Source organism: Nevskia sp. (genome assembly GCF_023266035.1).
Classification (GTDB): domain Bacteria; phylum Pseudomonadota; class Gammaproteobacteria; order Nevskiales; family Nevskiaceae; genus Nevskia.
The window spans coordinates 1-14,072 of sequence record NZ_JAHFRY010000038.1; the positions used below are offsets into that span (position 1 = coordinate 1).

The window sequence follows — 14,072 nt, forward strand, 5'->3', positions numbered from 1 at the left end:
CCGATCAGGGTGGTCTCGAACGCCTGCGCCGCCATCAAGCCGGACATCAGCCGCATCGACGTGCCGGAGTTGCCGAGATCCAGCGGACCCGCCGGTGCCTTCAGACCATGCAGGCCAACGCCATGCATGCGCAGATGCGTCGGTCCGAGCTGCTCGATCTGCACGCCCATCGCCTGGAAGGCTTTCATCGTGCACAGGCAGTCTTCGCCGGTCAGGAAGCCAGTGACTTCCGACACGCCTTCGGCCAGCGAGCCGAACATCACCGCGCGATGCGAGATCGACTTGTCGCCGGGCACGCGCAAAGACCCGGACAACTGCCCGCCTGGCTGCACGACATAGGTCAAACCGGGGCCATCAGTGCTCATAAGTCTCTATTCGGGTTTCTATTCAATTCTTGTCAGGTGTCGTTCACGGGCCGCGCGGGCGCGCTCGAAAACAGTACGCATCGCATCCCAGTCGCCAGTTTCGATCATCTGCAGCAGGCCGTTCAGTTCGTCGATCTGCTTGCGCAGCAGTTTGGCGACCGGGCCGGCATTGGCGCGCAGGATGTCATGCCACATGCGCGGGCTTGATGAAGCGATGCGGGTGAAATCGCGAAAGCCGCCGCCAGCGTTCGGGAAGATGTCGGCATCGGCGCCGTCGAGCTGATCGAGCATGTCGACGAAGCTGTAGGCGAGCAGATGCGGCAGATGCGAAGTCGCGGCAAAGATCGCGTCATGGCGGGTCGCATCCATCTTCACCACGCGCGCGCCAACCGCCGTCCACAAGGCTTCAACGGTCGCCAGTGCCTGCGCGTCCTGCGCCGGATGCGGCGTCAGGATCAAGCGATGCTTGCGGAACAGATCGGCCTTCGCATGGGCGACACCGCTCTTCTCGGTGCCGGCGATCGGATGGGCGGCGACGAAGCGCGGCGGGATGTCGCCGAACACCGAGATCACTGCATCGAGCACCGACTGCTTGGTGCTGCCCACGTCAGTCAGGATCGTGTCCGGCCCCAGTCCCGGCTTGCAGGCGGCAACAGCTGCAGCTGTCGCCAGCACCGGCACTGCGATCACGGCGACATCGGCACCGCGCACGGCATCGGCGGCATCGGTCGCGGCGCGATCGATGACGCCGAGTTCCAGCGCAATGCGGATCTGCTCCGGATCACGATCGAAGCCGGCGATGTTCGACACCGCACCTGCTTCGCGCAGCGCACGCGCCAGCGAGCCGCCGATCAGCCCCAGCCCGACGATCGCCAGGCGGATCGGCGCAACGCCGCTCACGCCGCCAGCACTTCCTTCAGCGCCGCGAGGAAGCGCGTGTTCTCGGCGCTGGTGCCGATGCTGACTCTCAGATAGGTCGGCATCTGGTACGAGGCCATCGGCCGCACGATCACGCCACGCTCCAGCAAGCCCTTGTGGATCGGCGCTGCTTCGCGGCCCAGATCGAAGGTCAGGAAGTTCGCCTGCGACGGCAGGGTCTTCAGACCCAGCGTCTCGAATTCGACCTTCAGCCGGGCCATCTCGCTGCGATTCAGCTCGACGGCTTTTGCAACATGCGCCTGATCGCCGAGCGCCACTTCCGCCGCCAGCAAGGCCAGCATGTTCAGGTTGAACGGCTGACGGACCCGGTTCAGCAGATCAGCCACGCTCGGATGCGACAGCGCGTAACCCGCGCGCAGGCCCGCCAGCCCATAGGTCTTCGAGAACGTGCGAGTGATGACCAGGTTCGGATAGCGGTCGAGCCAGGCGCGACTATCCGGCTTCAGGCCCGGTTCGAAGTATTCGATGTAGGCCTCGTCGAGCACGACCAGCGTCGCTGCCGGTACTTGAGCGATGAAGGCTTCGAGCGGCGCGGCCTCGACCCAAGTACCGGTCGGGTTGTTCGGGTTGGCGATCATCACCACGCTGACGTCCGGCGTCAGTGCTGCGGCCAGCGCATCGAGATCGTGGCCGTAGGGCATCGTCGGGTGATCCGGCGGCAGCGCCTTGGCGACGATCGCTTCAGCGTTCTGCGCCAGTGTCGCCAGCGGATAGACCGCGAAACAGTACTCCGAGAACAGCGCCTTGCGGCCCGGGCCGAGAAACACGCGGGCAATGAACTCGAGCAGATCGTTGGAGCCGTTGCCGAGCGTGATCCGCTCCGCTTCGATGCTGTGGAATTCGGCGATCTTCTTCTTCAGACGAAAGCCGCCGCCGTCCGGATACAGCGAGACATTGCCACTCGCCGCGTGCTCGGCCAGCGCAGCCTTGACCTTCGGGCTCGGGCCCAGCGGATTCTCGTTCGAGGCCAGCTTGATGACGTCGGACAGGCCGAGACGGCGCTGCAGCTCGTCGATCGGCATGCCGGGCGAATACGGCTCCAGCGCCATGACGCCGGCGAGCGCGTTCTTCAGAAAAGGCTGTTCAATCTTGGTCATGACAGATTCGGAAATCGGTGGTCAGACAACGGCACGAGGGTAAGAGCCGAGCACCCGGAAGAACGCCGCGCGCTTCTGCACGGCTTCGAGCGCCTCGGCGACGATGGCTTCGCCGCGATGGCCTTCGATATCGAGGAAAAAATTGTAGTCCCAGATACCGCGACGGCTAGGCCGAGACTCGATCTTCGACAGATTGATGCCGGCTTTCGCGAACGGTTCCAGCAAACGGAACAAGGCCCCCGCTTCGCCGCCGCTCGGTGCCGAGCAGACCAGCGAAGTGCGATCCGCCCCGGTCACTTCCGGCTGCTGCCGGCCGATCACCAGGAAGCGCGTCGTGTTGTTGGGATCGTCTTCGATGTTCGCGGCCAGCGCATGCAGCTTGTAACGCTCGCCGGCAGCAGCACTGGCGATCGCCGCGCCCTGCCCGGTTTCGGACACCTGCTTGGCCGCGGCACCATTGCTGACCACGGTTTCGCGCGACACACCCGGCAGCCTCGCGTCCAGCCAGCGGCGACATTGCGCCAGCGACTGCGGATGCGCGTAAACGACCTTCACGTCGGCCAGATCGGTGTGCGGCGACAGCAGCTGGTGATGCACCGGCAGCCAGACTTCGCCGCAGATCGACAGCGGCGTGGTCGCCAGCAGATCGAGTGTCGAGTTCACCACGCCTTCGGTCGAGTTCTCGATCGGCACCACGCCGTAAGCGGCAGCTCCGGATTCGACATCACGGAAGATGTCATCGATGGTCGCCACCGCCCGCGCAGCCACCTGAGCACCGAACTGCTTGTAGACCGCAGCCTGCGTGTAAGTGCCTTCCGGTCCGAGATAAGCGACCGACAGCGGCGATTCCAGTGCCAGGCAGGCCGACATGATTTCGCGCATCAGCTTGGCCATCACTTCATCGGGCAGCGGGCCACCGAGTTCGCGATTGCGCTCCATCGCCTTCTTCAGCACCTCGGCTTCGCGCGCCGGGCGGTAGTGGTCGCCGGTCGCGCCGGCTGCCACCTTGATCTCGCGCACCGCTTCCGCGACGCGGGCGCGGCGGGCGATCAGCGTCTGCAGCTCGGCGTCGATCGCATCGATCGCGGCGCGAGCCTCGGGCAGAGTGTTCAGCTTCATCGGACACAACCTCCGATCACGCGGGTCGCCAGCACGCCGGGAATCGCCGCCAGTTCGTCGACCATCTCGTCCGGCAACGCCTGATCGACATCGACGAGGGTATAGGCGATCTCGCCGCGCGACTTGTTGAGCAGATCGTTGATGTTGATCTCGTGCTTGGCCAGCGCCGTGGTGATCTGGCCGACCATGTTCGGCACATTGGCGTTGACGATGGTCAGGCGCTGCTTGCCGGGCAGCAGCGGCATCACCGCCTCCGGGAAGTTCACCGAGTTGCGGACGTTGCCGGTTTCCAGGAACTCGCGCAGCTGGTCGGCGACCATGATCGCGCAATTGTCTTCGGCTTCGCCGGTCGAGGCACCGAGGTGCGGCGTGGCAATGACTTTCGGGTTGCCAGCCAGCTTGTTGCTCGGGAAATCGCAGGCATAGGCCTGCAGCGCACCGCTCTTGAGGCCGGCGAGCACCGCATCCTCGTCGACGATTTCGGCGCGCGCGAAGTTCAGCACCACACCCGGCTTCTGCATCAGCTCGATGCGTTCGACATTGATCAGGCCACGTGTCGCGTCGAGCAGCGGCACATGCACCGAGATGAACTGCGATTTCGACACCAGATCGTCCACCGACAGCGCCTGAATCACGCCGGAATTCAGCTGCCAGGCGTTCTGCACGGTCATCGCCGGATCGAAGCCATAGACCTTCATGCCGAGATCGAGTGCCGCGTTGGCGACCTTCACACCGATCGCGCCGAGGCCGATCACGCCCAGGCTGCGGCCCGGCAATTCCATGCCGACAAAGTGCTTCTTGCCGTTCTCGACGAGCTTGTGCAGTTCCTCATCGGTGCCGCTCAGCCCTTGCACGAACGCAATCGCCGGCGCGATGTTGCGGGCGGCGAGCAGCATCGAGGCCAGCACCAGTTCCTTGACTGCGTTGGCGTTGGCACCCGGCGCATTGAACACCGGCACGCCACGCTTGCTCATCGCGGCAACCGGGATGTTGTTGGTGCCGGCACCGGCGCGGGCGATCGCCTTGACGCTGGCCGGGATCTCGACCTTGTGCAGATCCGCCGAGCGCAGCAGCAACGCGTCGGGCGCTGCGATATCCGAGGCGACTTCATAGCGCGCACGCGGCAGGCGCTCGAGGCCGAGCACGGAAATATTGTTCAGCGTCTTGATCTTGAACATTTTTATTTGATCCGGTTCGCGTCGACACGCCATCCATGGCTCAGGGTCCATTCCTCATCTGGCGCCGGCCCGGCCATCCATGGCCGGGCGTTCAGCCTGCTGCGAGCAATGCTCGCAAAGCCGCAGGCTTTACCCCTTAGTCCGCACGAATTCCTTCATGTAGTCGACCAGCACCGCGCAACCGGCTTCCGGCATCGCGTTGTAGATCGATGCGCGCATGCCGCCAACGGCGCGATGGCCCTTCAGACCCGGCAGGCCAGCCTTCGCCGCGCCCTTCAGGAAATCGGCATCCAGATTGGCGTCGGCCAAGGTCCAGACCACGTTCATCCACGAACGATCAGCCTTGGCGACCGGGTTCGCATAGAACGGCTCGCTGTCGATGTAGTCGTACAGCAGCGACGACTTGCGGTGGTTGCGCTCACCGATCGCCGCCAGACCACCTTCCGACTTGATCCACTTGAACACCAGGCCGGACGCGTACCAGGCGAAGGTCGCCGGCGTGTTCAGCATCGACTCGTTCTCGCTGACCGACTTGTAGTCGAAGATCGACGGCGCCACCGGATTGCAGGTACCGAGCAGATCATCGCGAACGATCACGAAGGTGATGCCGGCCGGGCCGGCGTTCTTCTGGGCACCGGCGTAGATCAGGCCGAACTTCGAGACATCGAGCGGCCGCGACAGGAAGCTCGACGAGAAGTCGGCCACCAGCGGCACCGAGCCCACGTCCGGAACGGTCTGGAATTCCACGCCTTCGATGGTTTCGTTCGGCGTGTAGTGCACGTAGGCGGCGTTCGGATCGAGCTTCCAACCGTCCCGCGCAGGCACGTGATTGAACTTGTCCGGCTTGGCCGCGGTGTTGGCCTTGCCGTACTTCGCGCATTCCTTGACCGCTTTCGCGCCCCAGGCGCCGTTGACGATGTAATCGCCCGACTTGCCGTTCAGCAGGTTCAGCGGCACCGCCGCGAACTGGGCAGTCGCCCCGCCCTGCATGAACAGCACCTTGTAGTTCGTCGGCACGCCAAGCACTTCGCGCAGATCGGCTTCGGCTTCGGCAGCGATCGACATGAACGGCTTGTCGCGATGGGACATTTCCATTACCGACATGCCGGTGCCATGCCAGTCGAGCAGTTCGTCACGAACCTGTTCGAGCACCGGAACGGGAAGTGTCGCGGGGCCGGCGCTGAAATTGAAAACACGCGTCATCGTAAGGATCGCCTTGGTCGGAAGTCGTCGATTTGCCGCAACCGGTCGAGCGTGAAAATGGGCCCGTGGTCGGTTTGCAGCGCGCGATTGTACTGACAAAGGCCCCGCCCTGAGGACTCGGCCTAAGCTCAGCGCTCGACAATGATCACCAGGCTGCCGCTGCCGATTAGCCACTCGCCGACGCGCGCCTCGAAGCGGTAAATCCGGCCCTGCGGATTGGCGGCGATCCTCCAAACGTGCAGATGAAGCCCATCCGGCAGATCGTCGAGCCGGGTCACGGCCAGTTCGACACTGCGCACTGCGGCCAGCAGGCCGGCGTGGCGCGGCGCATCCGCACTTGCAGTCAGTGCGCCATGCACGGCTGCGGCCTGCGCGGCGTACTCGATCAGGTGTAGGGCGGATAACTGACCGTCGCGGCGCAACGGGTGATCGGCCGCGAGATGGCTACGGCTCTCGCATACCCCCTCGTCCGGGGTCCAGCGCAGCACCTGGTCGAGCAGACACATGCGGCCAGCGTGCGGAATCAGGGCGGCGATCTCGGCCCGATTCAGCATGGTTCGATGTCGATCGCGATGCATCGGCTGCCGGTTGCGGCGATCACCACCCTGCCCGGTTCGCGGCCCGCCAGTTGTTGCAGCAGCGGCAGCGCGCGGGTGGCGGTCCCGGCTAGCCGCAAGGCTTCGAGCGCAGTGTCATTGATCACCGATTCCGACTGGGTGGATGGCGTGACGATCAGGCGCGCGATGGTCGCCGCAGAGCGAACAGGTACCAGCAGAAATGCCACGCCACCTGCCGCGGCGAGTCCGCGCGTCGCCAGCAGGGGCTCCGGCGGTGTGGTGTCGTAGCAGACCAGCAGCACCGGCAGCCGCTCGACCATCACCAGCGCGGCCGCCTCATTGAGCCCGGCGGCAAATACGCCGTCCCAGGCCGACAGACTGACCGACGGCAGCCTGCTTTGGATCGCGATGCTCCAGTAGCCGGGTGCGGCGTTGTGCACCGAATTATGGAAATCGGTCGGCGATACAGTGCGGCCGTCGCGAGCCAACGCGGTGCAGATGCGGTGGATCACGTCGGTATCGGCGTCGGAGGATGCGAACACGCTGGCAATGCCTGATGCCGGTAACATGCTCGCGGCAATCGCTTCCTCGGCGACCTTGAACGCCAGCCGCACGGCCGCCGTGGCGCGGCGTCGTTCGTTCGGCGGCAGCAGATTCGGCGCGTGCAACGACAATGCCGCTGCGATCCACGACGCGTCGCCGCGCAGCACGGCTGCCGTCGCCGGCCAGCCGTCGAGGCCGGGCATCGCCACGCCAATAGCGTCGACAAAAAGGCTCATGGCTGCCTGCCAAAAAGCAGGCTGCAATTGCTGCCGCCGAAGCCAAAGGAATTGCTCAGCACGTGCCGGATCGGTGCCCTGCGGGTTTCAAGAATGATGTCCGCCTCGATCGCCGGGTCGATCTCGACACTGTTCAGCGAACGCGGAATCAAGCCGTTTTCGAGACACAGCAGCGACAACACCGCTTCGACGATGCCGGCGGCACCGAGCGTGTGACCGGTCCAGCCCTTGGTCGAACTGCAAGCCGTTGCGCTGCCAAACACACGGCAGACGGCGCGTGATTCGGCAAGGTCGTTGGCTGGTGTCGCGGTGCCGTGCAGGTTGATGTAGTCGACGGCCGCCGCAATCAGCGATGCACGTTGCAGCGCAGCCGACATCGCCTCGAACGCCCCGCGCCCGTCCGGCTCTGGGGCCGACATGTGCCAGGCGTCGCTGGATTCGCCATAGCCGAGCAAGGCAAAAGCTGCGTCGGCACCTGGCTCGACGATCGCGAAACCAGCCGCTTCGCCGATCGAAATGCCGTTGCGGGCGATGTCAGCCGGCCGGCAAGGCGCGGACGACAGCAATTGCAGCGAATTGAAGCCGTAAAGTGTTGTCTGGCACAGGCTGTCGACGCCGCCGACGATCGCCGCATCACAGAAACCGGCGGCGATCGCCCGCTGGGCGCTGGCGAAGACCTTGGCGCTCGACGAGCAGGCCGTCGAAATGACCATGCTGACGCCGTCGAGACCGAGCCTGAGCCGCAGGTAGTCGGCGACCGAATACATATTCTGGGTGTTGCGATAGCGGAACCAGGCCGGCAGCGGCCCGCTGCTGCTGCCGCGTTCGCGATACGCGCCCTCGGTCTGGTGTACCCCGGCGGTGCTGCTGCCGATGAACAAGCCGACTCGCGCAGCACCGTGTCGCTCCCGCAACCGCACTGCCGCTTCGAAAAAGCCGTCTTGCTGCAAGCCCAGTTCGGCGAGCCGGTTGTTGCGGCAATCCCAGTCCTGCCAAGGTGCCGACAGCGGCTGGTCGAGGCCGTCGACAACGCCGGTCCAGCCGGGCAGTCCGCAGCCTTCAAACGGCGCAGCGCGCAGGCCACTGCGGCCACGATGCAAGGCACCAAGCTGTGCGCCGAGGCCACGGCCAAGCGCAGTCGTTACCGTGAACGCGGGAATCGCCAGCGGCGTCATGTTGGGGCGATCGCGCGCAATTGCAGCCGACCTTCGGCGACCAGCGTATCGCCGATCAGGCAGCGGAACGCGGCTAGCTCGCCCTCGCGCTGCCAGAAGATCTCGAAAGCTTCGTCGCCGGCCAGCGGACGCAGGAATTTCGCCGCCGGGAAGCCGACGAGCACGCAGCCCGGCGCGTCGGCCAGTACCGCCGCGACGACGCGATCGAGCAGCAGCACGCCGGGCACGATCGGCCGGCCGGGGAAATGACCGGGCAATGCCGGATGCTCGGCGGATATCACATCCGGCACGCGCATCACGACGAGGCCTGCACCAGCAGTAGCCGCAAGTCACGCAAAGGCAGCTTGCCGCTGTCGGATCTGGGCAGACGATCGACCCGATGCAGCGGCCGCGGCAGGAACAGGGCGTCGATCCGGCTGGCGAGCTGGTCGCGGATCTGTGCTGTGCTCAGACCGGGGGCGACGACCAGCGCGGCTGGGCGCGCGGCGACATCGTCGTCCGGCATGAACACCACAGCATCGACGACGCCGGGCAGCGCCAGCAAGGTCTGGGTCAGCTCGGCCAGCGACGTGCGCTTGCCGCCGACTTTCAGCAGATCACCGCTGCGGCCGAGCAAGCTGAAGCAACCGTCGTCCTGCAAGGCGAATTGGTCGTGCAGCGGAACGGGTTCCGGCAGCCAGGGCGCAACCAGCCTGGCTGGGCTGGTCGTGATGTCGAGTCGCGTATCGGCGTGCAGTTGCCAGGCCGGGCCGCCGGTGGTGCGCCGGGTGGCGACACTCGCGGCTTCGGTGCAGCCGTAGATTTCGCGCACCGGGCAGCCGAACTGTGCTTCCGCTTCCGCTGCCAGCGTGTCTGAAAGTGGCGCTGTAGCGCAGACGATGCCGTGCAGCGTCGGCAGCACGATGCCGGCCGCGACCAGCGCGCGCAGGTGCAACGGCACCGTCACCAGCAGGCGCGGCAGGGGGATTTCGGCCAGCGCGGCGGCGATGTCCTGCGGGTAGAACGGCCGGCCATCGTGGATCGCAGCCAGCCCGGCCAGCGCCCAGATCGCGGTGGTTTCAAGGCCGTACATGTGCTGCGACGGCACCGTCGCGACGATGTTGGGCCGCGTGCCGTCAAACAACCGTGCAGCCGCGCGCCGCGCCGGTTCAATCAGCATCGGCCAGCTTTTCGGGTGTGCCTGCGGCTGGCCACTGCTGCCCGAGGTGTAGACGGTCACTGCCGGCTGGGCGGCGCGTGGAACGCCAATCGCCGCAGCGCGCAGCGCGTCCACGCCGGCATCGTCGAGCCGGAATGCAGCCTGATCGTCCGTGATGGCGTCGCTGTTCGTCGGCAGCAGGCTGCGCGCGCCGACCATGCCGGCAGCCGCCAGTGCCAGCAGGAAGCGGTAGCGGTCCTGGCAGAGGTTCAGCAGCGCGCGATCCTTCGGCAGCGCGCCGGCGAGTTGTCGGGCTTCCGCATCGAACTGCGAACGCGACACCGACTGTCCGCCCCGCCAGACGATGATCTCGACCGGACCGCTCATGCGCGGATGTCGAACTGCGCGACGTTGCGCAGATAGCGGATGAAGCCGGTGCGCTGGCGTTCCGGGTAGCGCCAGCGGCGGTAGCCGTACTCGATGGCGAACAGGGCCGCGAGCAGCAGGTAGTTGACGAGGTTGGTCATCAGCGACCACAACTCGATCTTGCCAAGCGCGATCAGCACGGCAGCGCTGAGCGCCATCAGCCCGAACGAGGCGGTCCAGATCTCGGTCCAGCGGCGCGTGTAGCGAGCGATTTCCGGCGTCATCGGGTCCGGCGACTGCTGGGCCATGCGAGTAATCATCGGCGTCTGGCCCACCCGCAGACTGCTGCCGAACACCCCCATCAACAAGATCGGAATGATCAGCGATGACAGATACAGCGCGTACTGGCCGGCACCGGCCGCCGTCAGCAGATACAGGCCGGCGGCGATCAGCGGCAGCAGCAGCCAGGCCTGCCAGCGACCGGCAACCAGCCCCGGCACCAGCGGCACCGTGGACAAGGACAGCAGCGCCAGCCAGACCAGTCGCGGCGCATGCAGCCAGACCGCCAGATGCGCCAGCAGCGGATAGGCGGCGACCAGCAGCACCGAGAGCCACTTCATCGTCGATGAGTGGGCTAAGCGCAGCGGCTGACGATCAGTTCGGTCAAGGTGCGCAGCGACGCAAACGCCGGCTTGACCTGCTCGTCCTCGGAACGCAGTTCGACGCCGTATTGCTGCTGCACGGCGAGCGCGATTTCCAGCGCGTCGATCGAATCCAGGCCCCAGCCGCCGCCGGTATTGCTGAACAAGGGCGCGGTCGGATCGACCCGATCAGCCTTCAGATGCGTCATGTTCAGCGCGCCGATCAGTAGTTCGGCCATCTCGCGTTCGGCGGCAGTCTGGGCCGTCATTACCGTCATTTATTAGCTGCCTCAATTGGATGAATGGGACGCGACCTGCGGACGGTAGTCCGGGAGTCCCTCGACCTGAATATTCTTGCATGAAGGTCGACGACGCCGATGACGGCGGCAACAAGCCGCCGATTACACTGACGGCCCCGCGAACTGCGATCCGTCTGACCTTGGTCCCCGATCACCTCTACCGACCGACCGGCCTGCCCGCCTGGATTCGCTACCGCTGGCGTCAGCTACGCACGGGCATCGCGTTCGCGCTGTTCGGCCTGGCCGGTCTGGTATTCGCGCCACTGGTGCTGCCACTGGCACGGATTGGCGCAGGCGATCCGGCCAAGCTGCGACGGCGAGTGCAGTGGATCGTGTCGCGCTGGTTCGGTGCCTTTTCCCATGCCATGCGCCTGCTCGGCTTGATTCGCTGGGACATCCAGGGTGCCGACAAGCTGAAGAGGCGAGGCCAGTTGCTGATCATCGCCAACCATCCGAGCCTGATCGACGTGGTACTGCTGCTCGGCTACATCCCGGAGAGCGACTGCATCGTCAAGCAGGCGCTGTTCCGCAATCCGTTCACCCGCAAGGCCGTGACCTGGGCCGGCTACATCAGCAATTCAACGCCGACCCAACTGGTGACTGACTGCTCGGCCAGCCTCAAGGCCGGCCGTTCGCTGCTGATCTTCCCCGAAGGCACACGCACCGTGCCCGGCGAGCCGATCCGCATTCCGCATGCAGCCGCGCGCATCGCTTTGGAATCGGTCGCGGAGATCCTGCCGGTCAGCATTCGCTGCGAGCCGGTCACGCTGACCAAGCGCCAGGCCTGGTACCGGGTGCCGGCGCGCCGCGTGCAGTACACGATCGTCGTTGGCGAGCCGTACAGCGCGGCACCCTGGCTGGCCGAGGCGCCGAGTATGGCGATCGCCGCGCGGCGGCTGTCGCGGCACTGGGAGCAGTGGTTCACAAGGCAATGGGCCGCGCCGCCGCTGCCGGATGTCGAAACGGCGTCGGCTGGGCGATGATGCGTTTACCCATTTCATTGAGGATGCGACCGTGACCGACGTGGCGATCATCGGAGCCGGCCCGGCAGGCTCGCTGGCAGCAGCCCTGCTGGTCCAGCAGGGATTCAAGGTGACTGTGCTGGAACGGCAGACCTTCCCGCGCTTCTCGGTTGGCGAAAGCCTGCTGGCGCAGAGCCTGGACCTGATCGACCGCGCCGGTCTGCTGCCGGCCGTGCAGATGGCCGGCTTCCAGTACAAGAATGGTGCCGCGTTCCGCTATCGCGAGGGACGCTCGAACTACAACTTCGCCGACAAGAGCACACCTGGTCCCGGCTACACCTACCAGGTGCCGCGCGGCGAATTCGACAAGCTGCTGATCGACGAGGCCGAGCGAATGGGCGCGACGGTGCGCTATCAGGTCGAGATCGTCGCCGCTGACATCTCCGGCGAGCGCCCGAAGCTCAGCGCCCGCAATGTCGATGGCTCCATCGAAGACCTGCAGCCGCGCTTCGTGCTCGATGCCAGCGGCTTTGGCCGGGTGTTGCCGAAGCTGCTGAAGCTCGAAGTGCCGTCGGCGTTCCCGATGCGCGCCGCGCTGTTCACCCAGGTGTTCGATGGCATTGCATCCGGTGCCTTCGATCGCCAGAAGATCCACGTCACCGTGCATCCGGTCAATCGCGGCATCTGGTTCTGGCTGATTCCATTCTCCAACGGCAAGGCTTCGATCGGCGTGGTCGCCGACGATGCCGTCCTGCAAAGCTATCCCGGCAGCAACGAACAGCGGCTGTGGGCGCTGATCAACGAAGACCCAGGCCTGCGCGAACTGCTCAAGCAGGCCCAGCCGGCGCTGCCGGTCGGCGAGCTGCGTGGTTACGCAGCGAACGTCACCCAGATGTCCGGCCCCGGCTTCGCACTGCTCGGCAATGCAGCGGAATTCCTCGATCCGGTGTTCTCCTCCGGCGTCACCATCGCGATGAAGTCTGCGCATCTGGCGAGTGCGGCACTGGGCCGGCAGCTCAGAGGCGAAACCGTGGACTGGGCAGCGGACTTCGAGCAGCCGCTCAGGCTCGGCGTCGACACCTTCCGCAACTTCGTCGAAAGCTGGTATCAGGGCGGCTTGCAGGACATCTTTTTCCACGAAGCCCAGGACCCGCGCATCCGTCGCTACCTCTGCTCGATCCTCGCTGGCTACGCTTGGGATACCGACAACCCCTACGTCGGCAAGGCCGGCAGCCTGCGCCTGCGGACCTTGGCCCAGCACTGCCGTCCGATCGACGCGGACGCCCTGCTGGCGTGAGTGCCGATGGCGCCGGCTGGGAGTCCCAGCGCGAGCGCAGCACGGTGTTCTGGGTCGGCCTGCTGGCCTGGGTAGTGCGCCGGCTCGGCCGGGCACCGGCGCGACTGCTGCTGTGGCCAACGGTCGTCTGGTTCCTGATCGCCGCCGGCAGCGCACGTCGTGCATCACGCGAGTACCTGCGCCGCGCGCTCAGCCGTGAGCCCCGGCTTACCGACCTCGCCCGGCATTTCTTCACCTTCGCCGCCTGTTCGCTGGACCGCCTGCTGCTGACCGGCGACAACGGCCGCCAGCTCAAGCTGAACATCCATCGCTCGGATGCCGTGCTGGCGTTGTTCGAGCGCCGCGAGCCGGCGCTGGTGTTGGTGTCGCATCTCGGCAGTTTTGAAGCCTTACGGGTGATCGGCTCGGAACTGCATCAACTGCCGCTGAAGATCCTGCTCGATCGCCAGCACGGCCGCATGGTCACCAGCCTGATTGAGCGGCTCGACCCCGGCTTCGCCGCCAGCATCATCGACGCCTCCGAGCGCGGCCCGACACTGGTGCTGGCACTGCGCGATGCGATCCGCGCCGGCTACAGCCTGGGCGTCATGGCAGACCGGGTGCGCGGCGACGAGCCCTCGGTCGGCGTCACGTTCCTGGGCGGCAAGACATGCTTGCCAACCAGCCCCTGGGTGCTGGCCAGTGCGCTGAAACTGCCGGTGGTCGCTGCGTTCGGCGTTCATCGCGGCGGCCGGATCTACGACGCACATTTCGAATTGCTGGAAGCGTCTATCGACCTGCCGCGTGTCGACCGCGACGCCGCGCTGCAAGCCTGTGCACAGCGCTATGCCGGCCTGCTTGAACAGCAGGCGCGGTCCGCGCCCTACAACTGGTTCAACTTCTACGACTACTGGAGCGACACCCATGACCCACCTTAGACTGCCGCCATGCGCAGTGACGCGCCGCCATCGCGAGATT

The 14,072-nt window shown here is 65.7% G+C and carries 15 protein-coding genes and 1 pseudogene; 3 read left to right on the plus strand and 13 right to left on the minus strand.

Annotation, left to right across the window (positions count from 1 at the left end):
• From Q0D45_RS07720 to Q0D45_RS07780, 13 genes and pseudogenes are all read right to left on the minus strand, one after another.
• A pseudogene (locus tag Q0D45_RS07720) lies at window positions 1–365 on the minus strand (3-phosphoshikimate 1-carboxyvinyltransferase); the annotation flags it as partial.
• Window positions 366–383: 18 nt separating this feature from the next.
• Window positions 384–1,265 (minus strand): prephenate dehydrogenase/arogenate dehydrogenase family protein, encoded by an 882-nt coding sequence (locus tag Q0D45_RS07725; protein WP_293390824.1) that lies wholly within the window; start codon window positions 1,263–1,265, stop codon window positions 384–386.
• On the minus strand, window positions 1,262–2,401 hold the full coding sequence (gene hisC / locus Q0D45_RS07730; protein ID WP_293390826.1) for a histidinol-phosphate transaminase: 1,140 nt from the start codon (window positions 2,399–2,401) through the stop codon (window positions 1,262–1,264). The genes Q0D45_RS07725 and hisC overlap by 4 nt, the downstream gene beginning before the upstream one ends.
• Before the next feature lie 21 nt (window positions 2,402–2,422).
• A complete protein-coding gene (gene pheA / locus Q0D45_RS07735; RefSeq protein ID WP_293390828.1) occupies window positions 2,423–3,520 on the minus strand; it encodes a prephenate dehydratase in 1,098 nt (365 codons plus the stop codon).
• Window positions 3,517–4,698 carry a phosphoglycerate dehydrogenase gene (locus Q0D45_RS07740; RefSeq protein ID WP_293390831.1) on the minus strand — a complete coding sequence of 394 codons (1,182 nt, stop codon included), beginning with the start codon at window positions 4,696–4,698 and terminating at the stop codon, window positions 3,517–3,519. The genes pheA and Q0D45_RS07740 overlap by 4 nt, the downstream gene beginning before the upstream one ends.
• A gap of 129 nt (window positions 4,699–4,827) precedes the next feature.
• A complete protein-coding gene (gene serC, locus Q0D45_RS07745) occupies window positions 4,828–5,901 on the minus strand; it encodes a 3-phosphoserine/phosphohydroxythreonine transaminase (protein WP_293390834.1) in 1,074 nt (357 codons plus the stop codon).
• A 128-nt stretch (window positions 5,902–6,029) separates the two neighbouring features.
• The gene (locus tag Q0D45_RS07750) at window positions 6,030–6,455 is read right to left on the minus strand and encodes a hypothetical protein (RefSeq protein ID WP_293390836.1); all 426 of its coding nucleotides are present in this window, start codon (window positions 6,453–6,455) and stop codon (window positions 6,030–6,032) included.
• Window positions 6,449–7,237: a beta-ketoacyl synthase chain length factor gene (locus Q0D45_RS07755; protein WP_293390839.1), complete on the minus strand. Its 789-nt coding sequence runs from the start codon at window positions 7,235–7,237 to the stop codon at window positions 6,449–6,451. The genes Q0D45_RS07750 and Q0D45_RS07755 overlap by 7 nt, the downstream gene beginning before the upstream one ends.
• Window positions 7,234–8,412: a beta-ketoacyl-[acyl-carrier-protein] synthase family protein gene (locus tag Q0D45_RS07760; protein WP_293390842.1), complete on the minus strand. Its 1,179-nt coding sequence runs from the start codon at window positions 8,410–8,412 to the stop codon at window positions 7,234–7,236. The genes Q0D45_RS07755 and Q0D45_RS07760 overlap by 4 nt, the downstream gene beginning before the upstream one ends.
• On the minus strand, window positions 8,409–8,708 hold the full coding sequence (locus Q0D45_RS07765) for a hypothetical protein (protein WP_293390845.1): 300 nt from the start codon (window positions 8,706–8,708) through the stop codon (window positions 8,409–8,411). Before Q0D45_RS07765 ends, Q0D45_RS07760 begins: the two co-directional genes overlap by 4 nt.
• Window positions 8,708–9,937, minus strand: a complete 1,230-nt coding sequence (locus tag Q0D45_RS07770; RefSeq protein ID WP_293390847.1) for an AMP-binding protein — start codon at window positions 9,935–9,937, stop codon at window positions 8,708–8,710. The genes Q0D45_RS07765 and Q0D45_RS07770 overlap by 1 nt, the downstream gene beginning before the upstream one ends.
• A complete protein-coding gene (locus tag Q0D45_RS07775; protein ID WP_293390850.1) occupies window positions 9,934–10,536 on the minus strand; it encodes a hypothetical protein in 603 nt (200 codons plus the stop codon). The genes Q0D45_RS07770 and Q0D45_RS07775 overlap by 4 nt, the downstream gene beginning before the upstream one ends.
• A 14-nt stretch (window positions 10,537–10,550) precedes the next feature.
• Window positions 10,551–10,826 carry a phosphopantetheine-binding protein gene (locus Q0D45_RS07780; RefSeq protein WP_366946382.1) on the minus strand — a complete coding sequence of 92 codons (276 nt, stop codon included), beginning with the start codon at window positions 10,824–10,826 and terminating at the stop codon, window positions 10,551–10,553.
• 89 nt (window positions 10,827–10,915) lie between these two features.
• Here Q0D45_RS07780 and Q0D45_RS07785 point away from each other — a divergent pair, with 89 nt between their 5' ends.
• From Q0D45_RS07785 to Q0D45_RS07795, 3 genes are read left to right on the plus strand one after another with little or no spacing between them, the layout of a single operon-like run.
• Window positions 10,916–11,839: a 1-acyl-sn-glycerol-3-phosphate acyltransferase gene (locus tag Q0D45_RS07785; RefSeq protein ID WP_293390856.1), complete on the plus strand. Its 924-nt coding sequence runs from the start codon at window positions 10,916–10,918 to the stop codon at window positions 11,837–11,839.
• 31 nt (window positions 11,840–11,870) lie between these two features.
• The gene (locus tag Q0D45_RS07790; protein ID WP_293390859.1) at window positions 11,871–13,115 is read left to right on the plus strand and encodes an NAD(P)/FAD-dependent oxidoreductase; all 1,245 of its coding nucleotides are present in this window, start codon (window positions 11,871–11,873) and stop codon (window positions 13,113–13,115) included.
• Window positions 13,112–14,032 carry a hypothetical protein gene (locus Q0D45_RS07795; RefSeq protein ID WP_293390862.1) on the plus strand — a complete coding sequence of 307 codons (921 nt, stop codon included), beginning with the start codon at window positions 13,112–13,114 and terminating at the stop codon, window positions 14,030–14,032. Before Q0D45_RS07790 ends, Q0D45_RS07795 begins: the two co-directional genes overlap by 4 nt.
• Window positions 14,033–14,072: the final 40 nt, after the last annotated feature.